The 26346-nt window shown below is 44.4% G+C and carries 25 protein-coding genes and 1 riboswitch; of the genes, 22 read left to right on the top strand and 3 right to left on the bottom strand.

Translation table 11 applies throughout. The annotated features are described in order from the left end of the window. Nucleotides 1–4 precede the first annotated feature (4 nt). The 13 genes from MKY44_RS16305 (at nucleotide 5) to MKY44_RS16245 (ending at nucleotide 13159) form a co-directional block, all read left to right on the top strand. On the top strand, nucleotides 5–1831 hold the full coding sequence (locus MKY44_RS16305; protein ID WP_341007878.1) for an ATPase, T2SS/T4P/T4SS family: 1827 nt from the start codon (nucleotides 5–7) through the stop codon (nucleotides 1829–1831). Then, nucleotides 1821–3887 (top strand): hypothetical protein, encoded by a 2067-nt coding sequence (locus MKY44_RS16300; RefSeq protein ID WP_341007877.1) that lies wholly within the window; start codon nucleotides 1821–1823, stop codon nucleotides 3885–3887. The genes MKY44_RS16305 and MKY44_RS16300 overlap by 11 nt, the downstream gene beginning before the upstream one ends. 62 nt (nucleotides 3888–3949) lie before the next feature. Then, nucleotides 3950–4435, top strand: coding sequence for a hypothetical protein (locus MKY44_RS16295; RefSeq protein ID WP_062834890.1), 486 nt, complete (start codon nucleotides 3950–3952; stop codon nucleotides 4433–4435). 16 nt (nucleotides 4436–4451) lie between these two features. Then, a complete protein-coding gene (locus MKY44_RS16290; protein ID WP_341007876.1) occupies nucleotides 4452–4850 on the top strand; it encodes a hypothetical protein in 399 nt (132 codons plus the stop codon). Continuing rightward, complete coding sequence (locus MKY44_RS16285; RefSeq protein WP_341007875.1) at nucleotides 4847–5398, top strand: hypothetical protein; 552 nt, start codon at nucleotides 4847–4849, stop codon at nucleotides 5396–5398. The genes MKY44_RS16290 and MKY44_RS16285 overlap by 4 nt, the downstream gene beginning before the upstream one ends. Next, the gene (locus MKY44_RS16280; protein WP_341007874.1) at nucleotides 5385–6368 is read left to right on the top strand and encodes a hypothetical protein; all 984 of its coding nucleotides are present in this window, start codon (nucleotides 5385–5387) and stop codon (nucleotides 6366–6368) included. Before MKY44_RS16285 ends, MKY44_RS16280 begins: the two co-directional genes overlap by 14 nt. 138 nt (nucleotides 6369–6506) lie before the next feature. Further along, complete coding sequence (locus MKY44_RS16275) at nucleotides 6507–8057, top strand: ABC-F family ATP-binding cassette domain-containing protein (protein ID WP_036613631.1); 1551 nt, start codon at nucleotides 6507–6509, stop codon at nucleotides 8055–8057. 75 nt (nucleotides 8058–8132) lie between these two features. Beyond that, a riboswitch (TPP riboswitch) is annotated at nucleotides 8133–8242 on the top strand. A 224-nt stretch (nucleotides 8243–8466) separates the two neighbouring features. Beyond that, nucleotides 8467–9129 carry a thiamine phosphate synthase gene (locus tag MKY44_RS16270; protein ID WP_341007873.1) on the top strand — a complete coding sequence of 221 codons (663 nt, stop codon included), beginning with the start codon at nucleotides 8467–8469 and terminating at the stop codon, nucleotides 9127–9129. Between the two features lie 17 nt (nucleotides 9130–9146). Beyond that, a complete protein-coding gene (gene thiO, locus MKY44_RS16265) occupies nucleotides 9147–10319 on the top strand; it encodes a glycine oxidase ThiO (protein ID WP_341007872.1) in 1173 nt (390 codons plus the stop codon). After that, nucleotides 10316–10519 (top strand): sulfur carrier protein ThiS, encoded by a 204-nt coding sequence (gene thiS, locus MKY44_RS16260; RefSeq protein ID WP_341007871.1) that lies wholly within the window; start codon nucleotides 10316–10318, stop codon nucleotides 10517–10519. The genes thiO and thiS overlap by 4 nt, the downstream gene beginning before the upstream one ends. A 2-nt stretch (nucleotides 10520–10521) precedes the next feature. Beyond that, entirely contained in the window at nucleotides 10522–11289 is a 768-nt protein-coding gene (locus MKY44_RS16255) for a thiazole synthase (RefSeq protein WP_341009873.1), read from the top strand. Further along, the gene (locus MKY44_RS16250; protein ID WP_341007870.1) at nucleotides 11286–12335 is read left to right on the top strand and encodes a ThiF family adenylyltransferase; all 1050 of its coding nucleotides are present in this window, start codon (nucleotides 11286–11288) and stop codon (nucleotides 12333–12335) included. The genes MKY44_RS16255 and MKY44_RS16250 overlap by 4 nt, the downstream gene beginning before the upstream one ends. A 119-nt stretch (nucleotides 12336–12454) precedes the next feature. Further along, nucleotides 12455–13159, top strand: a complete 705-nt coding sequence (locus MKY44_RS16245) for a response regulator transcription factor (protein ID WP_341007869.1) — start codon at nucleotides 12455–12457, stop codon at nucleotides 13157–13159. 109 nt (nucleotides 13160–13268) lie between these two features. Here MKY44_RS16245 and MKY44_RS16240 read toward each other — a convergent pair whose 3' ends face one another. Beyond that, complete coding sequence (locus MKY44_RS16240) at nucleotides 13269–13769, bottom strand: C40 family peptidase (RefSeq protein ID WP_341007868.1); 501 nt, start codon at nucleotides 13767–13769, stop codon at nucleotides 13269–13271. Between the two features lie 296 nt (nucleotides 13770–14065). Then, nucleotides 14066–14707, bottom strand: a complete 642-nt coding sequence (locus MKY44_RS16235; RefSeq protein ID WP_341007867.1) for a thiamine diphosphokinase — start codon at nucleotides 14705–14707, stop codon at nucleotides 14066–14068. A gap of 182 nt (nucleotides 14708–14889) precedes the next feature. Here MKY44_RS16235 and MKY44_RS16230 point away from each other — a divergent pair, with 182 nt between their 5' ends. Then, nucleotides 14890–15591, top strand: a complete 702-nt coding sequence (locus MKY44_RS16230; protein WP_341007866.1) for a trimeric intracellular cation channel family protein — start codon at nucleotides 14890–14892, stop codon at nucleotides 15589–15591. A gap of 1 nt (nucleotide 15592) precedes the next feature. After that, nucleotides 15593–16063, top strand: a complete 471-nt coding sequence (locus MKY44_RS16225) for a low molecular weight protein-tyrosine-phosphatase (protein ID WP_341007865.1) — start codon at nucleotides 15593–15595, stop codon at nucleotides 16061–16063. A 165-nt stretch (nucleotides 16064–16228) separates the two neighbouring features. Here MKY44_RS16225 and MKY44_RS16220 read toward each other — a convergent pair whose 3' ends face one another. Next, complete coding sequence (locus tag MKY44_RS16220; RefSeq protein WP_036613651.1) at nucleotides 16229–16963, bottom strand: alpha/beta hydrolase; 735 nt, start codon at nucleotides 16961–16963, stop codon at nucleotides 16229–16231. Between the two features lie 256 nt (nucleotides 16964–17219). Here MKY44_RS16220 and pdhA point away from each other — a divergent pair, with 256 nt between their 5' ends. The 7 genes from pdhA to MKY44_RS16185 all read left to right on the top strand — a co-directional run bounded on the left by pdhA (nucleotide 17220) and on the right by MKY44_RS16185 (nucleotide 26185). Beyond that, nucleotides 17220–18287 (top strand): pyruvate dehydrogenase (acetyl-transferring) E1 component subunit alpha, encoded by a 1068-nt coding sequence (gene pdhA / locus MKY44_RS16215; RefSeq protein ID WP_017688072.1) that lies wholly within the window; start codon nucleotides 17220–17222, stop codon nucleotides 18285–18287. Between the two features lie 101 nt (nucleotides 18288–18388). Beyond that, entirely contained in the window at nucleotides 18389–19366 is a 978-nt protein-coding gene (locus MKY44_RS16210) for an alpha-ketoacid dehydrogenase subunit beta (RefSeq protein WP_074095465.1), read from the top strand. Nucleotides 19367–19542: 176 nt separating this feature from the next. Next, complete coding sequence (locus MKY44_RS16205; RefSeq protein WP_341007864.1) at nucleotides 19543–20862, top strand: dihydrolipoamide acetyltransferase family protein; 1320 nt, start codon at nucleotides 19543–19545, stop codon at nucleotides 20860–20862. A gap of 3 nt (nucleotides 20863–20865) precedes the next feature. Further along, nucleotides 20866–22281 (top strand): dihydrolipoyl dehydrogenase, encoded by a 1416-nt coding sequence (lpdA, locus tag MKY44_RS16200; RefSeq protein WP_036613658.1) that lies wholly within the window; start codon nucleotides 20866–20868, stop codon nucleotides 22279–22281. Between the two features lie 465 nt (nucleotides 22282–22746). Further along, entirely contained in the window at nucleotides 22747–23541 is a 795-nt protein-coding gene (thyA, locus tag MKY44_RS16195; protein ID WP_036613661.1) for a thymidylate synthase, read from the top strand. Nucleotides 23542–23591: 50 nt separating this feature from the next. Next, complete coding sequence (locus tag MKY44_RS16190) at nucleotides 23592–24080, top strand: dihydrofolate reductase (RefSeq protein WP_036613663.1); 489 nt, start codon at nucleotides 23592–23594, stop codon at nucleotides 24078–24080. Between the two features lie 617 nt (nucleotides 24081–24697). Then, complete coding sequence (locus MKY44_RS16185) at nucleotides 24698–26185, top strand: glutamate synthase subunit beta (RefSeq protein WP_221821631.1); 1488 nt, start codon at nucleotides 24698–24700, stop codon at nucleotides 26183–26185. The last annotated feature ends 161 nt before the right edge of the window (nucleotides 26186–26346 follow it).

Genomic DNA, 26346 nt, shown 5'->3' with positions numbered 1-26346 from the left:
TCCGATGCTCTGGAATACCATATGGATAAGTTTGATTTTGATTCTGTGCCTGACTTATATCTGGTTCAAGTATAGAACGTTTCTTCGTGAAAAGAATGCTCGTGTTCCTGAACAGGAATCATTCACGATTGATATGTTGATTGAGAAGGTGAAGAACTCACTTCATGAGCTTAGTCATAGTCAGCTCGCGGATGCGGGTCTGCATGAAGAAGAATATCGTCGAAGAATTAATCAGCGTGCCGAGATGAGAAAAGCACTGAAGGGCTGTGTCTCAGGCAGTATCAGCGACAAAACGTATGTCAAAAATCTGATAGGGGATCTCCTGACCCGAAGCATAGGGCTGAACAAATCAAATGTAGATGAAGTTATTTTGTTTGCAGAACCAGATTTGTTGACGATCCAGGACCGATTCGAAATTGTGTTCTATCTGTACCGACAGCAATTCGGTGTGGATGCACTCTCCCGAATGATTGATACCTACGATCTTGGCAGACTGAGAATGGAGGAAGGTACGGACGATGGAGGAAGTTATTATATCTCTGAGGAGGACATTCAGTATGTTTTCGAGTGCGAATATCGAGAGCTTGGATTCAGAGAAAAGACCGATATCATCGTGCAACGTATCTACCAACACTATAAAGGATTCTCGGTTGTTGATGAGATAAGGGACCAACGTATTGACGGCGTTAGTGGTGGTGTCAGCGGTATGCTTGATGCTGTTCATAATATGGGACTTCGAAAACCGGCATCATGGAATGATTTGCTGGATCAAGGACTGGAGGATGATGCACATGAAGAACCGCTGAGCGGAATGGAAAGTGTCTGGATTTTCTATAAAGGTAAGTCCATTCATCTATCCTTTCTTTCATTCGGAAGCATCCGTGAACTAAAAAGGGTATGCCAGAATATATACAAATACAATTATCCGGGACAGTTGTCGGAAGCAAGTGGATACAAGGTGAACGAGATGAAAGACGGCTCCCGTGTTGTTGTTGTTCGTCCTCCTTTTGCAGAATCATGGGCGTTCTTCGTCCGGAAGTTCGATATTCCGAATGCTTCACTTGAACAATTGATTACGGGTAACAACGCAGAACTGCCAATCACACTGCTTCAATACCTGATGAAAGGAAGCCGGATTACAGCTGTAACCGGGGCACAGGGTTCTGGTAAAACGACGTTGCTTATGGCTATGGTCAAACACATCTATGCATCGTACACCCTTCGTGTGCAGGAGATGGCGTTTGAACTTCAATTAAGACGGATCTATAGTCGGCGTAATATTTTGAGTTTCCGAGAGACTGAACACATTTCAGGTCAACAAGGGCTTGATTTGCAGAAAAAAACGGATGGTACCGTCAATATTCTCGGTGAGGTTGCGAGTGATGAGGTGGCCGCATGGATGATTCAAATGTCTCAGGTTGCCAGTCTGTTCACCCTGTTTACCCACCATGCCAAAACGTTTCGTGATCTGGTCTTTTCTCTCCGTAATTCCTTGCTCAAGACAGGTATGTTCCAGCATGAGCATATTGCTGAGGAGCAGGTTGTGAGTGTCATCAATTTTGATGTTCATATGAAGAAAGATGCTGAGGGACGAAGATATATCGAACGAATTACGGAATGTCTTCCTCGTGCGAATCAAGGTGACAGTGTGGAAGAGAGGGCAGGTTTTACATTTCGTAATGTTGTGGAGTACAGAGATGGAGCGTATGTTGCAACAGCTCCAATCTCCTCTGGATGCATGATGGATATGCGAGAACAGATGACATTACAGGATGCTGAGAGATTTGAACAGTTTATGAAGCAACACTGGGGTGATCAGCATGACAATTAAATGGATTTTGCTCCTCGTATTAAGTATTTGTGCAGGAGGTTTGCTGATCACACTTCTGGTTTTAAGTATGTTACGTCACAGAGGAGGTGGTTCAACAAGTCAATCCGGCGTGATTTTTGCTCCTAGCGGGAAGGGATTCAAGGGACTGGGGTCAATCTTGTTGCAGTCCTACCGTCTTGGAATGAAAGTGCCACTGCTATCAGCTTATATTCTACAGGTGCAGAAACGTATTTCATTCCGCCATGTTGGGGATGAGCCTTCACTTCGCAGGCTGACGATGACAGTGGTTCTGATTATTCTTGGAGGTTATGGAGGCATAAGTGTCATTCTATTTCTTCTGCAGCCGGGAATCGCTTTTGTGATACTTTCTGTACTCTGTGCTGTGGTGCTAAATAGCTTGGTATTGGATATGTGCCTCAGTCGTATCGAGAAAAGGTTGCTGGTGCAGATGTTGGATCTCTTCGCCGATGTAAGGCATCGGTATCATCAGCATGGCATGGTTGAGGAAGCGCTCTATGAAGCCGCTGAAGCAGGTACAGGAGAAGCAGCAGAACAGGTAAGACTGATCTACGAAGCTCTAACTTCTCCAGATCCAAATGAAGCACTTGAGCGTTATTATGAAGTGGCTCCAAACCGTTTTCTCAAAGGATTCGCCGGCGTTTCCTATATGGTTATGGAGTTTGGGGATAAGGACAGAGCACAAGGCTCTATTTATCTTAACGGACTGGGTAACCTGACTCAGGAGATTCATCTGGAGATTTTGCGGCGTGATAAATTGGATTACCTGCTCAAAGGACTTAATATCATCGCTCTTGCTCCGGTATTGTTCACCGCTCCAATCGAACGTTGGGCCAGAGTCAGTTTCCCAACGATGGATGAATTTTATCGCAGCAAAATCGGTTTTGTTACCAAAATATCGATCTATGTCATCATCATCCTTGCCTATTTGCTTCTGCAAAGGCTCCAGCAATACGATGAGACACGTTACCGGTCAGGGCATAAGCATTCATGGTTGGATCAGTTTCTGTACAGGCAGACCTTCATACGGAAATTGGCGATGTTGTTTGCAGCAAAACCTGGTAGTGCACAGTACAGTCAAACGATACGGCTCATGAGGGAGAGCAGCTCAGAGTTGAAATACGAATGGCTTGCCATTCGACGAGTGATGTTATTCGCAGGTTGTTTGGTTCTTACAATGGGTTGCATCTTGCTGTTGCATCAGGTTGAACGTAACCACATCTTGTATGATCCAATTCGCGATGATCGAATGTTTGGTGCAATGGCTGAAGCGGATCTCAGGAAAGCTGAGGAAAAAACAGCATTGGATCAATCCGTGCTGAAAAGTGTAGAAATGAACCGAGGAGCTACATACGAAGAAGTCGCCAACGCATTACAGCAGTTATCTCCCGTTCAGATGGACCTTGATACCCAGAATGAGACCATCACGCGCATTATGCAGAAACTTGAGGTGTATAACAAGCAATATGTACGTTGGTGGGAAATGATTATAGCCATTCTTATGGGTGGAGCTGGGTACTACATGCCCGTATGGCTCATGTTATTTCAGCGGAAAATGCGAAGGTTGGATATGCGACATGAAATATATCAATTCCAGACAGTGATTTCCATTTTGCGTGAGATGGACCGGATGTCAGTCGAGGAGATATTGGAATGGCTTAATCGATTTGCCGTCATTTTCAAGCGCCCGCTGCAAAAATGTTTGTTGCATTTTGAACATGGACCAGAGCTTGCACTTGAACAATTAAAGGAAGAGGCGGGCTTGCCCGAGTTCCAGCGACTGGTTGATAAATTGCAGCTTGCCCTTGGCAAGATATCAATACGTGAAGCCTTCGATGATCTCGAGAGCATGATGGAATTTTATTTTGAACAACGCAAGCAGGAATACAGCAAAATGATTGATGTCAAAGCATCATGGGGCAGAACCATCGGATTTACACCCATGTACGCCCTTATCTTTCTGTATCTGGTCATTCCATTGGTTGGTATGAGTTTCTTGCAGATGAACATTTATTATGAGCAAATTCAGAAACTGTAGCACAATTTATCTGTGTGACAGTCTGAAATAGTTTAATAACTTATAACTTGGGAGGATTTATCATGAACAATGCATCAAGCGCTTTAAAGGTGGCAGCAGGGATATTCTTAACAATCGCTCTGATCACAATTGTAGTTCTGTTGTTTATTTCGGCTCAGGAGGCAACCAAGACGGCCCAGAACAATTTTGCTGATATCCAAACCGAGTTGTCCCAAGCCGCATTTACGGTGTATGACGGAACAACCATCAGTGGATCACAGGTAACGAATGCGCTGCGTAAATACGCGGACAAAGATCAGTTCGGTATTCAAGTTATTACAGGTAAAAATAAAGCGGGTCAATGGTATGGCAATCAATTAAACATTTCACAGGATCTCAATAATGCGGACTATGGCTCGGTTATTGCACCTGACGATAAAGTGGGAATTATTAACCAGACCATGAGTGAAAAAGACAATCAATATGTCAATCCAAGTGGTAAATTCAAAGCCATTATCGTAAAAGACCGTTCCAACGTGGTAAGAGGGCTGATCTTCCAGCAATCCTGACAGGAGTTGGTTTAACATGTCCCGGAATACCCAGCATCTCATGTTGTTTTGTACGGCGGTTGTCCTGTTTGTGACAGCCTGCCTGTACGGGCAACAGAATGTTAAGCTTTTATCAGCTTCATTGAACGACAGAGTACAGACAACAGCAGGCATGGAAGGTCGGCTGACAACAACACTGCATACCACCAATCCGTATCAGTATAGTGGTGCGGAAGTGTTGCATACCGTTAGACAGATGACAGGTACAGGCATCCCTGTGGAGGTAGATGGAACTTCGTATGTGATCGATCCACTTGTCAGCAAAACGGCGACTATTCCTGTCCAGCTCGATGCCACCTACAGACCGGAGTTTATACGAAATGAAACTGGAGAACTGCTCAAGATTGTTTTTTGGAAGGAGACCAGTGTGAATTGATTAATGCCGCATCCAAGCTGCTTGCCGTATTGCTCGCAGTCCTTTTGCTCTATGTGTGCCCAGCTGCTGAAACAGCCGATCGGCAGGATGATATAGCACGTATGACGGCTGTTCAGAATGTAACACGCTTTGTTGATGCTGTCCGAACGAAAGGATATATTTCACCTCGAATGTTGGCTGAGTTTGAGGAGCAACTGGCCCAGACGGGCAATCTGTATGAGGTGTCGATGGAACATTTACATAAGAAATATGTACCTCATTATACAGACCCGATGGACAATAACAGTTTTAACGGGACCTATGAGGTAGTGCAGGATGGATATTATGCAGCCCAGATTCGAGAAAGACTATTCCCATCCTCAGGTGTGATACAGGTTGATGATCCTGGCCGAAGATATACGTTGACGACAGGGGATTTTTTCACCGTGACGCTCCAAAATACAAATCGTACACCTTCCATGCTCATTGGTGAATGGTTGAGTGGTACAGTTCAGGCTTCAGCAGTATTTGTAACATACGGAGGTATGGTCCTCAATGAAGATTACTGAGCTATCCATTGTATTCGTGCTGATCTTTTTCCCGCTCTTCTGGATCATCTCACTCCATACCCAAGATGCCGAAGAGGCTCAATATCTTGGTCAACGATACAGATCTGCACTTCAAACCGCAGTCATGGATGCAGGCGCAGTGATGCATCAGAATGAGAAACAAAATGATGAAGCAGGTTATGATTCAACCAAGTTTGTTAAAGCGGACAAAGAGCTTGCCTTGTTAACATTTACGCAGACGATGGCTTTGAATATGGGGATTCAGGATGATCCCGCAGCTATTCGAAACATGTTTAATTACATTCCTGCCGTGGTTATTCTGGATTATGATGGCTATTATATGTTGTCCACAGAAACAGAGATGACGGGTAACCGTGAAGATTCTTTCAGGCAAGTGTGGAGCGCCAAGAAACCTTATACATATTCAGATTTTAATGGTAACAGTATTAACTTTACACTGGACGACTACGTATATGCCTATGACGCAAACGCAGGGAAATGGATTGAGGGATTTCAAAAAGAACTTTCTTCTAGCTCTCAGATTCCTTTGCTTCAGGATGCCGACGTATTTGAGCAAGTTAGACGAAGCCGAATTGTAAGCACTGTGCAGGATAATCTGGCTGATGTGATTAACCGCCATAATGAGTTTGCCAGAAAGAACGGTATTTCCTATACGTTTACGATGCCCCTGATTGCGCAGGAAGATTGGTACAACTCCATTAACGATACAGGGATTATGGCCTTTATCCAAGGTATAGGTGTGGGTGACCAAAAGATCAACAATTATGCGATTGGTGGAGGCAGACTTGTGAAGAAAACGGCCATCGTAGGTGGGGTAGATCCTTTAACGGACATCAAGTACTATTACCCCTCCACATGTGGTAATGGTTACCGTGCTGAAGAGGTGTTCACAGACGCAAGACAAGCAGCTGCACAAGGCTATTTCGAATATAAATGCTCTAATCGTTAGGGTAGCCTGTATGACAAATTCATGTAAGAGGTTCCTGAACTGTTTACATTACTTTCAGAAAAGACGGGACCTGTGCTAGAATAGGGTTTCGGAACAATAACAAAAGTAATGTCTAATAGATAGGAGCAACCTCATCTTATGAGTTTATTGTCAGTAGAGAACGTAAGTCACAATTTTGGAGATCGCACGTTATTTAAAAATGTATCGTTTCGTTTACTTGCCGGAGAGCGGGTAGGACTTGTTGGTGCCAATGGTGTGGGTAAATCCACATTAATGAACATCCTTACCGGTAAATTGCTTAAAGATAGTGGAAAAGTGGAATGGACACCTAAGGTCCGTTATGGATATCTGGATCAGCACACGAAGCTTACGCCAGGCAAAACCATACGTGACGTGCTTAAAGATGCATTCCTTCCGTTGCTTGAATTGGAAAAAGAAATGATGAATATTACGGACCAGATGGCAGATGCAGATCCAGATAAGCTGGAGCAGTTGCTGGAAGAGATGGGCGATATTCAGGAACAACTGGAACAGGGCGACTTTTATCTGATTGACGTAAAAGTGGAAGAGATGGCCAATGGTCTTGGTTTGTCCGCAATTGGTCTTGATCGGGATGTCGCAGCTCTAAGTGGTGGACAACGTACCAAGGTGCTTCTTGCCAAGCTTCTGCTTGAGAAACCTACAGCTCTTTTGCTGGATGAGCCGACCAACTATCTGGATGTAGAGCACATTGAATGGCTGTCACGTTACCTGAAGGACTACCCGCACGCGTTCCTCTTAATCTCCCATGACACGGAATTCATGAATGAAGTCGTAAATGTCATTTATCATTTGGAATTTGCCAAATTAACGAGATATGCAGCGAACTATAACAAGTTCCTCGAGATGGCTGATATGAATAAAGCCCAGCATATTGATGCATACGAGAAGCAGCAAGAGTACATCAAGAAGCAGGAAGATTTCATTCAGCGTAACAAGGCACGTGCTTCAACTTCAGGTCGAGCGAAGAGCCGGGAGAAACAGCTGGACAGAATTGAACGTATTGATCGTCCAGATGAAGCAGCCAAACCAACGTTCAAATTCAAGGATGCCCGCGCGAGCAGCAAAACGGTCTTTGAGGGTATTGATTTTGAAATTGGATACACGTATCCTTTGCTGCCCAAAATGACGATGACGATTGAGCGCGGTGAGAAAATTGCCATCGTAGGTTGTAATGGTGTGGGTAAATCAACACTGCTGAAAACCATCCTGGGAAAAATATCTCCACTCAGTGGAAAGACTTTCTTGGGAGATTATCTGGAAACGGCCTATTTTGAGCAGGAAGTTCGTGCTGGGAATATCACGCCGATTGAGGATGTCTGGAATGAGTTTTCACATTTGACCCAGAATGAGGTCCGTGGTCATCTCGCTCGCTGTGGGTTGAAAAATGAGCATATTACCCGTCCGCTTAACATGCTGAGTGGTGGAGAGCAAGCCAAGGTTCGTTTATGCAAACTCTTGATGCGTGAAAGCAACTGGATTTTATTCGATGAGCCGACAAACCATCTCGATGTCACAGCCAAAGCGGAGTTGCAGCGTGCCTTGCAAGAATTCAAGGGAACGGTGTTACTGGTATCTCATGAACCTGATTTCTACGAGGGTTGGGTCACCAAAACATGGAATGTTGAAGAATGGTCTGAGAAAAACTAGACAATTCAAGCAATGCTTAATAGAAATGAACGGTGACAAAAAAATCCGTCTATGGTAATATAGGCTACAACTTCATATGAACACTAGGGGGGCCGCACGATGCGGCTGAGATGGAAGAATGCGATTCTGGACCCTTTGCACCTGATCTGGATCATACCAGCGTAGGGAAGTGGCGAGCGCGTTTCAGTGAATGACTTGAGCAAACGGCAATTCGAAGGATTCAACCGTCTGTTTAACGAATTGAAACATGCAGTTGCGTGTATAACGTTAAGGCTATAGGGTCTATAGCTTTATTGCACGAAATGAACTGTATGTATCAGTCAGTCATCTGGTCCTATAATTAATACGCAGCCACTCCCCTACGGGAGTGGCTTTTTTGTGTTTTCATAGCATTCACGCATGGAAGGAGATGAACAGTACGGTAATTTCTCATGAACATGTTCAAGAATCATTTGAATTGCATGTTGTATCTACGGGTGCAGGGGATCAAGCATCTTTTGTAAAAGCTGCAAAGGACGTTTGGCCATGGGTGGACTATATTCACATACGAGAGAAACAACTCTCGTGGCAACAAAAGATCGGTTGGGCTGAAAGTCTGCGTGGTGTTGGCGTTCCATCTTGTCGTATCGTTATCAATGGTTCAGAGCTGCCTTCACAGAATGACATCTATGGCGGTGTACATTGGGGGCAAGATGCGATACGAAACTATAACCCTGCTGTTATAAGCAATGTGCAACGCCTTCGTCTGGGTATATCTGTTCATTCAATCGATGAGGCAAAACTCGCTGAAGAACGGGGAGCCGATTACCTATTCTTCGGGCATGTCTACTCAACCAACAGTAAGCCGGATCTTGAACCAAGAGGATTATATGCTCTGGCTGAAGTGTGCTCTGGTGTCTCCATTCCTGTCATGGCGATTGGGGGCATCGAACCGGGAAACATTCACGCTATTCGCTTTGCAGGCGCACAGGGAGTCGCTGTGATCTCGAATGTATGGGCGAGCGATTCCCCGGATCGGGCGGCTGCATTATTAAGGCAGGCTATCGTTGCTACAGAAAGTCTGAGTCGCTGAATCAAGGAGATGAGAGGATGAAAAAGATCATTACAGATAGACCAGATAAGATTCATGCAGAAACGATTATTGTAGGCGGAGGCGTTGTTGGTTGTGCCATTGCGTATGAGCTTGCTTCCCGTGGACAGGATGTGCTGTTGCTGGAGCGTTCGGCGATTGCAGGTGGCACTTCTTGCGCGGCGGCTGGAATGCTGGCGGCAGATAGTGAGGATTTTGCTCATCCTTTGATGGCTAAGCTCGCCAGGCAGAGTAGACAGTTACTTATCGAGCAACAGGTGCTAATGGCTACACTCAGTGAGGTAGAGGTTGGTCTGCAACGTCAGGGATTCCTAACTCCTTTTCGTTCATACAGTGAATTAAGTAGTTACAAGGACAATCGGAAGTCTGCGTTGTCTGCTTCTGCTGATGAGGTATGGTGGGATCGTTCCGTTGTGCAACAGGAGGCATCATGGCTTAACAGAGATACGTATGGAGCCTACTACAGACCTTACGAGAGTGAGGTTCTTCCCGTCCATCTAACGAAGGCATATGCTGAATCCGCTCAAGCACTGGGAGCAAGGGTTATGGAGGACATACAGGATATACGTGTGCAAGCAAACGAACACGGCGTGCAGGGGATCACCACATCGATCGGTGAGATGAGATGCAAACATGTCATTATAGCGGCTGGATTACAGAGTGAAGAGTTGATGAGACATGTGAATCTGAGCTTGCCTGTGTGGTCGGTAAAAGGTGAAATAGCCGCCGTTCAGTTCTCAGATGAACATGCAGGGTACAGACCTGACAGAACGGTGTATGCAGAGGATATCTACATTGTTCCCAAAGCCAATGGAGAGGTTTGGCTCGGGGCAACCAGTCTGCCAGGCAGAACGGATCTGAGCGTTTCTGTACAGGGTGTTCAGAAGCTGCTAACAGCGGCTACCCACTGGGTGCCTGGGATGAAAGAAGCAGAATTTATACGAGCGTGGGCAGGCGTAAGACCGGCAACTCCGGATGGTCTGCCTTATATAGGTGCTTGCGGAAGTGTTCCCGGGCTGTTTGCCGCCTTTGGACATTACCGCAACGGTATCTTGCTTAGTGCGATAACTGGCAGGCTTATCGCTGAATTGCTCGCGGGCAAAAGCTCAGAAGAGCTCGGAATTGAGGCGCTGAGCCCTGAGCGATTGAACAGAAAGGGAGTGGTGCAGTGAATATCATCGTTAATGGTCAACGGATGGAGATTGAAGACAGATTGAATCGTGTGGATAAACTGCTTCAATCTTTAGATCTGCAAGTCAAGACTGTAGTTGTAGAGCTGAACAAGCATATTTTAACCCGCGAGTATCATGAAACGACAGCATTAAGAGAAGGCGATCGAATTGAGATTGTACATTTTGTAGGAGGCGGTTGATGATGTTGAACATTGGTAAATATACGTTTGAGTCCAGATTGTTGCTCGGAACAGGCAAGTTTTCGGATCTGGAAGTGCAAAGTCAGGCTGTGGAAGCATCTGAAACGGAAGTTTTGACCTTTGCTGTTCGTCGTCTGAATTTGGAGGAACGTAATCAGAAGCATTTCCTGGATACGTTGGATTTGGATAAATACACACTTCTTCCGAATACGGCGGGGGCTTCCACTGCGGAAGAGGCGGTGCGGATTGCCGAGCTTGCACGGGCTTCAGGACTTTGTGATATGATAAAAGTCGAAGTCATCGGAGATGGAATGACGTTACTCCCAGATCCGATTGAAACGTACAAGGCTTGCGAAATTTTGCTTGAAAAGGGCTTCACGGTATTGCCTTATATTTCGGATGATGTCATTCTGGCCAAAAGGCTGCAATTGCTTGGCGTACATGCTGTAATGCCTGGCGCTTCTCCCATCGGAGCTGGCAGAGGCATCATCAATCCATATAACCTTGAAGTCATCATAGAGCAGGCCGTTGTTCCTGTAATTGTAGATGCAGGATTGCGCTCCCCAAAAGATGCTGCTTATGCGATGGAACTTGGTGCCGATGGCGTCTTGTTAAATACAGCCGTATCCGGATCAGGGGATCCAGTGAACATGGCTAAAGCGATGCGATTGGGGGTAGAAGCGGGTAGATTGGCATATGAGGCAGGCATGATTCCCGTAAAGCGTTATGCAGCAGCCAGTAGTCCGGTGGAAGGAATGGTTCATACATGACAGATCAAATAACATCTTCCGAGCAGGCCGATCGGTATTCCAGACAGGAACGGTACGCGCCACTTGGCAAGGAAGGCCAGGCCAGATTAAAGGGCAGCAGAGTTTTAATTGTAGGCGCTGGCGCACTCGGAACAGGAATTGCAGAAACGTTAGTTCGTTCAGGAGTCGGACACTTAACGATTGTGGATCGTGATTATGTGGAGTGGAGTAACCTGCAGCGGCAGCAATTATATGTAGAACAGGACGCGATGGAGCGGATACCGAAGGCAATGGCGGCGGAAAAACGTTTATCTGCCATTAATTCCACGGTTCATGTGGAAGGGAAAGTGTTGGACGTCAGAGTAGATGAGTTGGAAGAACTCGTTCAGCATACAGACTTGATCATGGATGCAACGGATAATTTTGATACCCGATTACTCATTAATGATATGGCACAGAAGCACCGTATTCCCTGGATTTATGGTGGATGCGTAGGTAGTTACGGCATCACCTATACGTTTATGCCTGGAGATACGCCATGTTTAAATTGTTTGCTGGGTGAAGTCCCTCTGGGTGGAGATACCTGTGATACGTCTGGCATCATACCTCAAGCCGTACAGATGGTAACGGCGAATCAGACCGCAGAGGCGATGAAGTTACTTAGTGGCAATGCAAATGCATTGAGACGTAAGTTATTGTCATTTGACGTGTGGAGGAACGAATACATATCCATCAATGTGGATGGTGCGAAAAAGCAAGACTGTCCTTCCTGCGGTACTTCGGCAACGTATCCATATCTTTCTGCGTCCAATCTGGAGAAAACAGATGTGTTGTGTGGCAGGGACACCGTTCAGATCCGACCTGCACGGCGCATGAATCTGGATCTTCAACATACAGCAGATCGCCTGAACAGGCTTCAAGAAGGAAAAGTGGAATCCAATCCATTTCTGGTTTCTTTTACAACAGGAGTCCATAGAATGGTCATTTTCCAAGATGGACGTGTCCTCGTACACGGAACAAAAGACACAGCTGAAGCACGTACGCTCGTCCATCGTTACTTTGGTTAAAGCAAGAAAGAAGCAAAGTCTGTTCCCTTGAGGGAATGGACTTTTTCATTTTACGGCATGCTAACTGTACCAACCATTGCTGCGAGCAGTGGGGATAGAGACAGGCCGGGTGAAAAAGAGTGAAAACAGCCATTTTGCTGATTGGAGCAGGAGAGCAGGTCAGCCTTATTCAGGATGTTTTATGTAGCGAAGGGTATGAGGTGCAACGAATGGAGTGGTCCGAACTAAACCAATCCGTCGAGCCTTCGTTGTTGCATATTAATCTGATCATCCTGGTAGACCGGGAAGAGGGGACGAAACATTGTGGCCAGGATCAGAAATTAGAATTAAAACGATGGTTAGATAAAGGTCAGGTTATACCTCTACTGGTTATTACTTCAAATGCATCTCCTCAGTTCATCGTGGAATGGCTGGATTATGGAGCTAATGACGTGTTGGAGGAACCTATCCACATGACCGTAATGCTTGCCAGAATACGAAACTTATTGCGTATTTTTGCGAATGCAACACCAGAGGGTGAGGAAGTAATTGTAGTTCATGATCTTAAAGTGAATTTGCGTTCAAGACGGGTAAATCGTGCGGGTGAATACCTGACATTAACACCAAAAGAGTACGAATTGCTTGAATTTCTGGCCCTGCATGTGAATGAAGCATGTACCCGGAGTGATATTTTGCGGGAAGTATGGGGATATGAGTATGCGATGGATACCAACGTTGTGGATGTGTATATCAAACATCTGAGGGTTAAGGTGGATAAGGGAAGAAGTGTGAAACTGATTCATACTGTGCGTGGGATCGGTTATATGCTGCATGATAAAAATTAGATTATGAAGTTGGTTCCATGAATCACCAGTTTAAAGTGTGGCAAAAAGAGGGTAAAAATAAAAGACCGGAACATATCGTCCGGCCTTTACTTATTAGCAATTTAGAATTCTAAAGTACACGACGGGCTTTAACATACGTTCTCTTCCAAGTACCAGAGTCCAGATCAGAGAGGGTTACGCCTGGAGATCCGTACGTGTGCAGAATCTTACCATTTCCCGCATAAACGCCTACGTGAGTGACATTGGAACCGGTAGAACGGCTACCGCTGGAGAAGAATACCAGGTCGCCGACACGCAGATTAGCTTTGGACACAGCTGTGCCTTCTTTGGATTGTTTCACGGAAGTGCGCGGCAAATCTACACCATACTTTTTGAAAATATATTTCATAAAAGAAGAGCAGTCAAAAACTTTGGTTGTTGATGTTGAAGCACCAAATTTATATGGAGTTCCAGTAAATTGTTTACCATAGTTAACAATCTGTTGACCTGTGGATACAGAAGCAGTTGCTGCCTGTGCAACAGGTGCGTTAGTCATTAATACAGCTCCAAAACCTAGTGTAGCGCACAACCCGACGGTTACGGCCTTTTGGACAAAGATGTTTGTTTTCATGTTAGTTAGTACCTCCAAAATTCGTTTTCGTTAAGTTGCTAGAGCGAGTATAACAGCTTTGTAACAGCCTAGAAATTGGATAGGGGAGTGTAATCCCTTGCGCCACAATGGTTTGGGTATGTTTATTAAAATATGATTAAAAATGTCAAAAAATTAATCATTGACGGATGAAGATTAATGATGAAACAACAAAGACCCTTGATATTCAAGGGTCTTTGTTATGTGTGAACCTATTTTCTTCATTGAATCACTGGTTACAAAAACGTAATAAATAACTATAAAGCATTCGAATAGATTCAATCTTTGCTCTGAATAATCAGTAATAAGCCGCTATCGATAGTGACTGTACCGGAGGAACCTAAGAGCTGGTTGCTTACACCCAAGGATTGTCCCATGCGTATGGTGGCTTGATCTAGCGGATACATAAAACCCTCTAGAGTTATTCCTGTAACTTCATGAGTCAAGGGGAGCAGAGAAACATATTTATAGTCACGGTGCTCAACTTCAGCTTTGGATGTGGTCAGTGTCATGTAATTGTGCTTGTCCTGAATGGCACAGGAGATATGATGCTGCATCGCGCGAACCATGATATGTACATTGGCGAGTGTGTGATCCATACGTGTACCTGTAGCACCTAACATTAAGATGTGAGAAGGTTCGTAATCTAGCGCTGTCTCAAAAGCCATTTCTGTATCAGTAAGATCCTTATGAACAGGGTCACATGTAATGAATCGAATGCTATTGTTACTTACAATGATACGTTCCTCTTCATTAATGGAGTCGAAGTCTCCAACTGAAATGTGTGGCTGAATGCCGTGTTCAATTAAAAATAATGCACCGCGATCGGCCGCGATGATCATATCATCTTCTCGTATTTCCTGAAGTAATTCTACAGATAAGTTTCCGCCTGTAAAAATAACAATCCGTTTCGCCGTCATTTTATTTCATCCTTCCTAATTCAGAGAAAAATAGTTCATAGTCCAAACATAATGTTGGAACCTGTACAAATATATTCACCAAACCAGTATAATCCACAAAATGTGGTTGCACAATTTAAGTGCTCGCGGATACAATGGGTAGAGCGACATGGAGATGACTTGAAAAGTGAGGTTTGAACAGGTTGGACTTACACATTTTTGAAGTATTCAGCATTATAGGCACTATCGCATTTGCAATGTCCGGCGCTTTCGTGGCAATGGAAGAGGAGTATGACATTCTGGGTGTACTAGTGCTTGGACTTGTCACGGCATTCGGAGGCGGGATTATCCGGAATGTACTTATAGGTATACCTGTAACGACACTGTGGAGTCAGGGATCACTTATTATGTTAGCCTTAGTATCTGTAGCGGTTGCGTTTATATTGCCTCTCAAGTGGATTAGTCACTGGAAGCGAACAGAGGCGTTGTTTGATGCAATTGGACTCGCAGCATTTGCAATTCAAGGGGCACTGTACGCGGCGAACATGGGACATCCCATTAGCGCAGTTATCGTTGCAGCAGTAATGACCGGTATTGGTGGAGGCGTTATTCGTGATGTGCTTGCTGGACGTAAACCGCTTGTATTGCGTGACGAAATTTATGCTGTATGGGCAATGACAGCCGGTTTTGTTATAGGTATGGGCTGGTTAACAACGAATGCCGGATTATTATTTTGTTTTGCGGCCGTTGTGTTCTTCCGGATGTGTTCTGTACATTATAAATGGAAACTGCCACGTCGTTCGCTCGTACCATCTGAGACCGGAAACGTCAGTCCTCAGCCGGAGAACATTGTGACACAGCCAACATCGTCGGTACTTCAAGGTACGTTAAGCAAAGGGGATTAATATGATTAATGTTTTGTTTGTATGTCTGGGTAATATATGTAGATCACCAATGGCTGAAGCCGTTTTGCGTCACAAAGTCCTGGAGAAGGGGCTTGAACACCAGATTCGTGTGGACTCAGCGGGTACAGGAGACTGGCATGTTGGTAAACCTCCGCATGAAGGGACTCGAAAATTGCTTGATTCGTACCAGATTTCTTATGCCAACATGGCAGCAAGACAGTTCGCCAGCGAAGACTTTGCTCAATTTGATTACATTGTGTGTATGGATAATTCCAATGCAGATAATGTGCGCAACGTTCCAGGCGGAGCTGAGGCGGACATCATCAAGTTCATGGACATGCTTCCCGAGGAAAAACTCAGAGAAGTACCTGACCCATATTACACGGGCAATTTTGAAGAGGTGTACGAGCTGGTTAACGCAGGCTGCGATGTTCTGTTGAGTAAGATTGAAGCGGAACATTCCTTAGCCTAAAAAGTAAACGAAATTCATGCTTAATTTGTAATTCGACAAAGAAGCAGGATTAGAGCACTTAAAGCAAGCAGGATATCCTGCTTCTTTTTCAGGTTACAATTGTAAGCGGTATCATTAAAATGAAAAACAATAGCGGCATTTCAGCCGCCTGTTAATGTGGTCCTTTTATCTTTCCTGGAGAAAATAAAGTAATGCTTCGGGCAACTCCTTCTGCCAAAAACCCCATTGGTGTTTTCCGTCTTTCTCCTGGTAGGAGACGAGGGCACCACGTTTTTCCAGTAATTCTCGAGTATCCCGGTTTAATTGAACAAAATCATACGTACCCGTGTCTGCCTCGAAATCAGTCTCTTGCAAGCCAACAATCATCCAGATCGAGAGCCAAGACAGATCTTCAGCTGCGGCATAGATTTCCTGTGAAGCAGAGTAGAAGGCGCCAGACATGCTGATCACACGTGTGAACAGATCCGGATATAACAGAGCAAGATGAAGTGAAACACTGCCACCGAGCGAGTCTCCGGCAAGAATGCGTTCCTGCGGAGAACGGCGCACAGGATATTTCTCTTCTATATAGGGAATAATCTCTTCAGCGAAGCAAGTGGTATATGCCTTGAACCGATCTCCAAATGGAGCATATTCCTGCGTTCTCACAGAAACATCGACTTGAACCCCTACAATAATGAAAGGTTCGGCTCCTTCGTCCAGAATAATTTGGTTAGCTGTTGTAGCAATTCGTCCGAAATTAAAAAATTCTTCGCCATCCTGACAATAAACGACAGGGTAGCTAAGTAATTCGTTATAGCCTGGAGGAAGGTAAATACGGAGTGTTCGCTTCTCTCCGAGATAGCGACTTTCAATCTCTTCCTTCACAATCGTGCGTTTCAAATAGCGGGAATCCGTCATAAAACGTCACCTTTCTCGGTTAATTTTTTGCATTCGACCGCGCAATACGGTAAGATTACCCTTGTGCGGGGTTAGGTCAAACACGCAATCATGTATTATGCTGTTATACCAATATTAAGCCCCTGTTATACATACAATCCGGCAGGAAACATAAAAAAATTACGGATTTCTTTGACGTATGGAGTGAAACAGGTGTATAATAATATTATAACAGCGGAACTTGATATTCAAATTTTTTGTTGAGGTGAAGAAAAAAATGAGCAAGGTTCCTTATGAAGTGTATACAGAGGATGTAGAAGCTCTGTCCGTGCTGTCTCCTGACGGCGAAATTGTTAACAAAGACATGATGCCTACACTTTCCGATGATCAATTAAAAGAAATTATGTACCGCATGGTATTTACCCGTACTTGGGATGACCGTGCAGTAAACCTGGGCCGTCAAGGTCGTCTTGGTTTCTATGCTCCAGTATCTGGTCAAGAAGCGACAATGGTTGGTAGTGAATTTGCAATTGAAAAAGAAGACTTTGTATGTCCTGGCTATCGTGACATTCCGCAACTCGTATGGCATGGACTTCCTCTTTATCAAGCATTTTTGTACTCCCGTGGACACCAACATGGTGGACAAATTCCAGATGGCGTTAATGTATTGATGCCACAAATCATCATTGGTGCACAAATTCTGCATGCAATGGGTATCGCTATGGGTTACAAATTGAAGAAACAAAAACAAGTTGTTATCACGTACACAGGTGATGGCGGTTCTTCTGAAGGTGACTTCTATGAAGGTCTGAACTACGCTGGTGTATACAAACTGCCTGTTATCTTCTTCGTACAAAACAATGGTTATGCCATCACAACTCCTTTTGCTAAACAAACAGCAGCTCTGTCCATCGCTCACAAAGCGGTAGCAGCAGGTATCAAAGGTGTTAAAGTTGACGGTATGGACATCTTCGCTGTTATCAAAGCTGTTCAGGAAGCTGCTGAGCGCGGACGTAACGGAGAAGGCGCAACATTGATCGAAGCAGTAACATACCGTTTCCGTCCTCACTCCCTTTCGGATGATGCTTCCAAGTATCGTACAAAAGAAGAAGAGGCAGAATGGTCTGCTAAAGATCCTATCGCACGTTTCGCTAAATATCTGGAGAAAAAAGGTCTTTGGACTGAAGAAGATACAGCACGTGTGAAAGAAGAAGCAAAAGCTAAAGTAAATGAAGAAATCAAAAAAGCGGAAAAAACCGAGAAAATGACGATTTCAGGCTTGATCGACAGCATGTTCGAACAAACGCCTAAGCACTTGGAAGAGCAAAAAGCTGATTTCCAATAAGTTTTTTCCGATAAAGCATAAACATCCGCGACTTTAATGTCCCGGTATACATGTACGAATTCAAATGTGAACTGTCAATGTTTAAGGAGGAAATGAAGCAAATGGCACAAATGAACATGAAAGAAGCAATCCGTGATGCGCTTCGCGTGGAGTTGAAACGTGATCCTAACGTTCTGCTCTTCGGTGAAGACGTAGGTAATGTAGGCGGCGTTTTCCGTGTAACGGAAGGTCTGCAAAAAGAGTTTGGCGAAGAGCGTGTATTTGATACACCACTGGCTGAGTCCGCTATTGGTGGTCTGGCTGTAGGTCTGGGTGTACAAGGCTTCCGTCCGGTTGCTGAGATCCAATTCGTTGGTTTTATCTTCGAAGCACTTGACCAAATGGTAGTGCAAGCTGCTCGTATGCGTTTCCGCTCTGGTGGAAAATACAATTCTCCAATCGTATTCCGTACACCATTCGGTGGCGGTGTAAAAGCGGCAGAATTGCATACAGATTCCCTGGAAGGTCTGCTCACGCAAACACCAGGTATCAAAGTCGTTGTTCCTTCTAACCCTTACGATGCAAAAGGTCTGATGATCGCTTCTATTCGCGATAACGACCCTGTATTCTTCATGGAGCACTTGAACTTGTACCATGCTTTCCGTGCAGAAGTGCCTGAAGAAGATTACGTTGTTGAGTTGGGCAAAGCGAACGTTGTTCGTGAAGGTTCCGATGTAACGATCATTACTTACGGTATGATGGTTCACACTTCTGTGAAAGCAGCAGAAGAACTCGAAAAACAAGGAATCAAAGTTGAAGTTATCGACCTTCGTACGGTTAGCCCGATCGACATCGATACCATCGTTGCTTCCATTAAGAAAACAAACCGTGCAATTGTTGTACAGGAAGCTCAAAAGAGCGCAGGTGTTGCAGCTGAAGTCATTGCCCAAATCAATGAAAAAGCAATCCTGCACTTGGAAGCGCCGGTTCTGCGTGTAGCTGGTCCGGATACTGTATATCCTTTTGCACAAATCGAAGATTCTTGGCTGCCTAACCCAGCACGTATCGTTGCTGCGGTTAATAAAGTCGTAAATTTCTAATTTAATCATCTGACATGCCGCAAGGCGCAGTATGGTGATTCACACCGCAGCGCAAGCTGCACTGTAAACAGCCATTAGCCCCTTGAGTAACAGTTATTTGCATTAGCAGTAACAGTTGTTTCTTGGAGTTAAGGGTTGTTTTCAGGATTGAGCACATAATCAAGGAGGTTTTTCAGTTGGCTAAATTTGAATATAAATTCCCTGAATTGGGCGAAGGCCTACACGAAGGCGAAATCATCAAGATGCACATCAAAGTCGGTGACAAAGTAACTGACGATGACATCATCATGGAAGTACAGAATGACAAAGCGGTTGTAGAAGTACCTTGTCCGGTTAACGGAACAGTTACAGAAGTATTCGCTAAAGACGGTCAAGTCTGCCACGTTGGTGAAGTTGTAGCGATCATCGATGCAGAAGGCGAACTTCCTGAGCAAGACGACGCTCCTGCTGGCGACCAAGGCGAGCAAGAGAAAGATGCAGCTCAAGGCGGAGCTGACACAAGCGGTTCTTCTGCAGCAGCTTCCAGCACGGATGCAGCTAAAGAAGGCGGCAATAACAGCGTTCCGGCAGTACCTGCCAAAGACGTTCTGGCAACACCAAGCGTGCGCAAATTTGCTCGCGAACAAGGTGTAGACATCGCTCAAGTTAACGGCACTGGCAACAACGGTAAAGTAACCAAAGAAGATGTTGAATCTTTCAAAAACGGTGGCGGTTCTTCCGCATCGGCATCTTCCGAAGCTCCGGCTCAAGAAGAGAAAAAATCCGCAGCACCAGCAGCAGCAGCTGATCAATACCTTGAAGAAGAGCGCGTACCATTCAAAGGTATCCGTAAAGCGATCTCGAATGCAATGGTTAAATCGGCTTACACAGCACCTCACGTTACAATCATGGACGAAGTGGACGTAACTGAATTGGTTGCTTTCCGTACTCGCATGAAACCAATTGCAGAGAAAAAAGGAACAAAAGTTACTTATTTGCCATTCATCGTTAAAGCACTGGTTGCGGCTTCCCGCCAATTCCCGGCTCTGAACGCTATGATTGATGAAGAAGCTAACGAAATTGTTTACAAAAAATACTACAACATCGGTATCGCTACAGATACAGACAACGGCTTGATCGTTCCTGTTATCAAAGATGCTGACCGTAAATCCATCTGGATGATTGCTGATTCTATCCGTGATCTGGCTGCTCGTGGTCGTGAGGGCAAATTGAGCGCGAATGAAATGAGAGGAAGCACAATCTCCATCAGTAACATCGGTTCTGCTGGCGGTATGTTCTTCACTCCAATCATCAACTTCCCTGAAGTTGCTATTCTCGGAACAGGACGTATCAGCGAAAAAGCAGTGATTAAAAACGGCGAAGTAGTTGCAGCACCTGTAATGGCTCTTTCCCTGAGCTTTGACCACCGTATCATCGATGGCGCAACAGCACAAAACTTTATGAATTACATTAAACAGCTGCTCGCTAACCCTGAGCTGCTTGTTATGGAGGTGTAAGATATGGTAGTAGGCGACGCTTCTCTCAATATCGACACATTAGTAATTGGTGCGGGTCCTGGCGGCTATGTAGCTGCCATCCGCGCTGCTCAACTGGGCCAAAGCGTATTGATCGTAGACAAATCCGAACTGGGCGGTGTTTGTTTGAACCGTGGATGTATTCCATCCAAAGCCCTGATCTCTGCTGCACACCAATATGAGTCTGCACTTCACGGTGAAGCTTTTGGTATCTCTGCTGAGAACGTAAAAGTGGACTTCAGCAAAACTCAAGAGTTCAAAAACGGCGTTGTTAAGAAAATGACTGGCGGCGTAGCTGGTTTGCTTAAAGGCAACAAAGTTGAAGTTTTCAACGGTGAGTGCATGTTCATCAACGAAAACGAAGCTCGTGTATTTAATGACCACGAGTCTCCACGTTATAAATTTAAAAATGCAATTATTGCAACAGGTTCCCGTCCAATCGAACTGAAACCTTTCCCGTTTGGCGGACGCATTCTGTCTTCGACAGAAGCTCTGAACTTGCCTGAAGTACCAAAAAGCATGATCGTTATCGGTGGCGGATATATCGGTGCTGAGCTTGGTCAAATGTACTCCAAATTCGGTGCAAAAGTAACAATCATCGAAGGTTTGGATACAGTACTGCCAGGTTTCGATAAAGACATGACTAGCCTCGTGGCTAAAAACATGAAGAAAACAGGCATCGAAATCGTAACGGGTGCAAAAGCTGAAAGTGCTGAGCAAACGGATAAAGATGTAACTGTTAAGTACTCTGTAAATGGTGAGTCCAAAGAAGTAACTGCAGATTACCTGCTGGTAACTGTTGGACGTCGTCCAAACACAGATGGAGAACTGGGTCTTGACATGATTGGTGTTGACGTTGACGAGCGTGGATTTGTCAAAGTTGACCACCAAGGTCGTACCAGCATTCCTCACATCTTTGCTATCGGTGACATCGTATCTGGCTTGGCTCTGGCACACAAAGCTTCTTATGAAGGTAAAGTGGCTGCTGAAGCAATCGCAGGACAACCATCTGTAGTTGACTACAAATGTATGCCAGCTGTTGTGTTCACAGATCCAGAGTGTTCCAGCGTAGGTTACACTGAGAAAGAAGCTAAAGAAAAAGGTTACAAAGTAAAAGCTGGCAAGTTCCCTTATGCGGGTAACGGCCGTGCTGTATCTTTGAACCACGCTGAAGGCTTCGTGAAAATCGTAGCTGACGAAGAAAGCGGCCTTGTATTGGGTTGCCAAATCGTAGGTCTGGAAGCTTCCAACTTGATTGCTGAGCTTGGTTTGGCAATAGAGATGGGCGCTACTTTGGAAGATCTGGCTCTCACAATTCACGCTCACCCAACTTTGGGCGAAATCGTGATGGAAGCTGCGGAATTGGTTATGGGTCACCCGATCCACATCATCTCCCGTTAAGATCATCTAAGCTTCGGATCCGTCCGGCATTATACGTATATCAGAAGAGACGAATGACGTTAACGCGTTATTCGTCTCTTTTTTCTGAGCAAGAGCCGAGAAATTTAAGATACTCGTGTATGTGATATGATGAAAATTTACACGTTCACAGGTTTTAGTGATTTGATTTTATCCAACAACTCAATTGTGGTACACTGTAGTAATGATCAGTCATGATGTGGCTCCAAGCCAATCACGGTCTATGTATTTAGTATTTAAGTTAAATTAATCTTTTACACGAGAACGTAGAGGACAGAAAAAACCTGAAGAAGCGGAGCGTTCGCCTTTATCCCCGGCTTTTACCTTTGGAAAAGGAAATCAAAAAAATCTGGGGATAACAGCGATCGGAAGGTTGTTCTGTCATCGGAGTGGTAAGTGTAAATAATCTTTAGTTTAGTACGAATAAAAGTGCGAGGGGATATCAACATGAAAAACTATCTTGATTTATTACAGGATATTCTGAACAACGGCGTGCATAAAGGAGACCGTACAGGAACAGGAACACAATCTGTATTTGGCAGACAGCTCCGTTATGATCTCTCCGAAGGATTTCCGCTGGTAACAACCAAACGAATTCATCTCAAATCGGTTATTCATGAACTGTTGTGGTTTTTGAGTGGCGATACCAATATATCTTATTTGAAAGAAAACGGTGTGAAGATCTGGGACGACTGGGCGGACGAAAATGGAGATCTTGGACCGGTATACGGTTCGCAGTGGCGTACATGGGAAGCACCAAACGGAGAAAAAATTGATCAGATCGCTGCAGTCATTGATTCGATCAAAAATAATCCGGACTCGCGTCGTCACCTTGTCAGCGCATGGAATGTGGCTGAGATCAACAATATGAAGCTTCCACCTTGTCATTTTGCGTTTCAGTTTTACGTTGCAGAGGGTAAATTATCATGTATGCTTACGATGCGTTCCGTGGATACGTTCCTCGGATTGCCGTTTAACATCGCGAGTTATGCGCTTTTGACTCATATGATTGCCCAGCAATGTGATCTTGAGGTGGGTGATTTCATCTGGTCTGGAGGGGATGTTCACATCTACTCTAACCATGTTGATCAGGTTAAAACTCAGCTGGAGCGTGAACCTTATGCTTTACCTAAGCTGGTAATCAAACGTAAGCCGGATTCTATTTTTGATTATAAGTTTGAAGACTTCGAGTTCGAGAACTATCAGCATCATCCGGGCATTAAAGCTCCAATTGCAGTCTAATTACGTGTTCAATCTCGACAAGAGACTTGGATTGAAGGAGTGTATTACCCTTGAGTATTGAATTGGTATGGGCCATGGGGGAAAACGGTGTGATCGGATTAAACAATTCGATTCCATGGCGTTTACCCAAAGATATGGCCTTTTTCAAACAACGTACGTTAAACAAAACGATTATCATGGGCCGTAATACGTGGGAATCTTTTGGTGGTAAGCCGCTTCCTCAGCGTCGTAATATCGTAGTGACAAGAGATCTGAACTACAAGGTGGAACAGGCTGAAATCGTACATACGATTGAAGAGGGGCTGAGTGTAACCAAAGGTGAGGAACTGTGCGTAATTGGGGGTTCCCAAGTGTATCGTGAGTTCTTGCCACTTGCAGATCGTCTTGTGGTGACCAAAATTCATGAGAATTTTGAGGGAGATACGTTTTTCCCTGAAGTGGATTGGTCCGAATGGGAACTCATTGAACAGATTGAAGGCGAACAGGATGAAAAAAATGTTCATGCGTATACATTCGAATTTTACGAACGTAAACGGTAAATATGGCTTAAGAAATTCCTGACTTCGGTCGTATTTGTATGATGAGAGGCGCTGATTGCGAAATATTCGTGAACAGCGTTTTTTCTTTTATAAAAATAATGAGTCACTTGTTTAGATTGGAATACATATAACATTAATATAACATTAGTAATTGGTATTTATGTATATTATACATACGGCCAAGCATTGAACAGTAAAAAAGTGTAAAAGTTTTGGGGTTTTAACGTTGTGAAGCCCTAAAAAAGGTCTGATATTCGGAATTGAGAATGATTTATAGCAAAATATGTTGAATTTGATGACAAATTATCTAACATTCACTTAACGTTTCGACCTTTTGTTTCTTTAACACACACCATATTTCGCAGTTCAAAATCACATTTAACACCAAAATAAGGGTATTGACCATGGGTAGACTTGAAAGATATGATGTATAAAATACAAATAATTATGCGGATAATCCATTTAATATTCAGCACAGTAAATGCTACTATAATTGAAATATCTTCGAGAAGATTTTGTGATACAATAGACAAAAACTCAAGTAATGAGTAATCCATTTCATATAGAACCATGCACATGAAGGGATTAAGACAAGAACGGATGGGGGAAAACGTAAGATGTCTACACCTACTGGATTTATGGAATACAAACGTCAACTGCCAGCAGATCGTGAGCCAGCGGAGCGGATTAAGGATTGGGAAGAGTTTCATAAACATATGGCTGAAGAAGAGCTCAGAACACAAGGTGCACGATGCATGGATTGTGGTACCCCGTATTGCCATACAGGTATAGATATGATTGGTGGCACGTCAGGTTGCCCCGTGCATAACCTGATTCCAGAATGGAATAATCTTGTATATCGCGGACTGTGGAGAGAAGCACTTGAGCGCCTTCACAAAACGAATAATTTCCCAGAGTTTACAGGTCGCGTCTGTCCAGCTCCTTGCGAAGGATCATGTACAGTTGGCTTAATTGGTCAGCCTGTAACCATCAAAACGATTGAAGAAGCAATTATTGAAAAAGGTTTCGAAGAAGGATGGGTGGTTCCCCAACCTCCTGAAAAACGTACGGGTAAACGTGTAGCTGTGGTAGGTTCAGGTCCAGCGGGATTAGCTACTGCGGCTCAGTTGAATAAAGCAGGACACTCGGTAACCGTATATGAGCGTTCGGACCGTGTCGGCGGATTGCTGATGTACGGTATCCCAACGATGAAATTGGATAAAAACGTAGTTCAACGTCGTGTTGATCTGCTCGAAGCAGAAGGCATTCAATTCATTACGAACACCGAGATTGGTAAAGATATTGCAGCACAACAACTGGTGGATGAGTATGATGCTGTTGTATTGTGCGGTGGTGCAACGAAGCCGCGTGAATTCAATATTGAAGGCAGCGACTTAAAAGGCGTTCATTACGCCATGGATTTCCTGAATGGCAGTATTAAGAGTTATCTGGACTCCAATCTGGAAGATGGTCAATATCTGTCCGCTAAAGATAAAGATATTATCGTCATTGGTGGCGGTGATACAGGATCTGACTGTGTGGCTACATCGCTGCGCCATGGTTGTCGTACGATCACTCAATTCGGTACGCATACACAAGCGCCTATGGAACGTGATCGCATTAACAACCCTTGGCCACAATTCCCGAACGTATACACACTTGATTATGCGCAAGAGGAAGCCAAAGCGTTGTTTGGTCAAGATCCGCGTGAGTTCTCCATCATGACAACGAAATTTGTCGGAGACGATGAGGGGAACCTCAAAGAATTGCATACAGTACAGATCGAGCGTATTGTGGATGAGACTGGTCGCAAGATTTATCAGCCGATTCCAGGTACAGAGCGTGTATTCCCGGCTCAGATGGCCATGATTGCCATTGGATTTGATGGACCGGAACAAACGTTGGTAGAGCAACTGGGACTTGCAACAGATCGTCGTACAAACGTTAAGGCACGTTACGGCAAATACAACACCAATGTGGATAAAGTATTTGCAGCAGGTGACATGCGTCGTGGTCAAAGCTTGGTTGTATGGGCAATTAATGAAGGCCGTGAGGCTGCTCGTGAAGTGGACAAATACTTGATGGGTGCTTCGGTTCTGGTGTAAAAGTATAGAACAAGATATAAATGACAACCTTCGCGATCAGCGAGGGTTGTTTGCTGTTATTTTAACCAATTTGACTACATATTTCATGTAAGTGTGAGCAATATCATTGCTTTTTAAGTGATAAAGATTTATTATTATATTATAATGATTATAAATAAGGA

The organism is Paenibacillus sp. FSL R7-0026 (assembly GCF_038004485.1).
Taxonomy (GTDB): domain Bacteria; phylum Bacillota; class Bacilli; order Paenibacillales; family Paenibacillaceae; genus Paenibacillus; species Paenibacillus xylanexedens_A.
The sequence above is the reverse complement of the archived record's forward strand: the minus strand, read 5'-3'. Positions and strand labels throughout refer to the sequence as shown.

Coding starts and splice junctions, on each gene's coding strand:
- MKY44_RS16280 (WP_341007874.1), top strand. CDS start 5,385: ATGAAGATTACTGAGCTATCCATTGTATTCGTGCTGATCTTTTTCCCG.
- pdhA (WP_017688072.1), top strand. CDS start 17,220: ATGAGCAAGGTTCCTTATGAAGTGTATACAGAGGATGTAGAAGCTCTG.
- MKY44_RS16275 (WP_036613631.1), top strand. CDS start 6,507: ATGAGTTTATTGTCAGTAGAGAACGTAAGTCACAATTTTGGAGATCGC.
- MKY44_RS16210 (WP_074095465.1), top strand. CDS start 18,389: ATGGCACAAATGAACATGAAAGAAGCAATCCGTGATGCGCTTCGCGTG.
- MKY44_RS16270 (WP_341007873.1), top strand. CDS start 8,467: ATGAACAGTACGGTAATTTCTCATGAACATGTTCAAGAATCATTTGAA.
- thyA (WP_036613661.1), top strand. CDS start 22,747: ATGAAAAACTATCTTGATTTATTACAGGATATTCTGAACAACGGCGTG.
- MKY44_RS16255 (WP_341009873.1), top strand. CDS start 10,522: ATGTTGAACATTGGTAAATATACGTTTGAGTCCAGATTGTTGCTCGGA.
- MKY44_RS16305 (WP_341007878.1), top strand. CDS start 5: ATGCTCTGGAATACCATATGGATAAGTTTGATTTTGATTCTGTGCCTG.
- lpdA (WP_036613658.1), top strand. CDS start 20,866: ATGGTAGTAGGCGACGCTTCTCTCAATATCGACACATTAGTAATTGGT.
- MKY44_RS16185 (WP_221821631.1), top strand. CDS start 24,698: ATGTCTACACCTACTGGATTTATGGAATACAAACGTCAACTGCCAGCA.
- MKY44_RS16240 (WP_341007868.1), bottom strand. CDS start 13,769: ATGAAAACAAACATCTTTGTCCAAAAGGCCGTAACCGTCGGGTTGTGC.
- MKY44_RS16220 (WP_036613651.1), bottom strand. CDS start 16,963: ATGACGGATTCCCGCTATTTGAAACGCACGATTGTGAAGGAAGAGATT.
- MKY44_RS16290 (WP_341007876.1), top strand. CDS start 4,452: ATGTCCCGGAATACCCAGCATCTCATGTTGTTTTGTACGGCGGTTGTC.
- MKY44_RS16250 (WP_341007870.1), top strand. CDS start 11,286: ATGACAGATCAAATAACATCTTCCGAGCAGGCCGATCGGTATTCCAGA.
- thiO (WP_341007872.1), top strand. CDS start 9,147: ATGAAAAAGATCATTACAGATAGACCAGATAAGATTCATGCAGAAACG.
- MKY44_RS16300 (WP_341007877.1), top strand. CDS start 1,821: ATGACAATTAAATGGATTTTGCTCCTCGTATTAAGTATTTGTGCAGGA.
- MKY44_RS16225 (WP_341007865.1), top strand. CDS start 15,593: ATGATTAATGTTTTGTTTGTATGTCTGGGTAATATATGTAGATCACCA.
- MKY44_RS16295 (WP_062834890.1), top strand. CDS start 3,950: ATGAACAATGCATCAAGCGCTTTAAAGGTGGCAGCAGGGATATTCTTA.
- MKY44_RS16235 (WP_341007867.1), bottom strand. CDS start 14,707: ATGACGGCGAAACGGATTGTTATTTTTACAGGCGGAAACTTATCTGTA.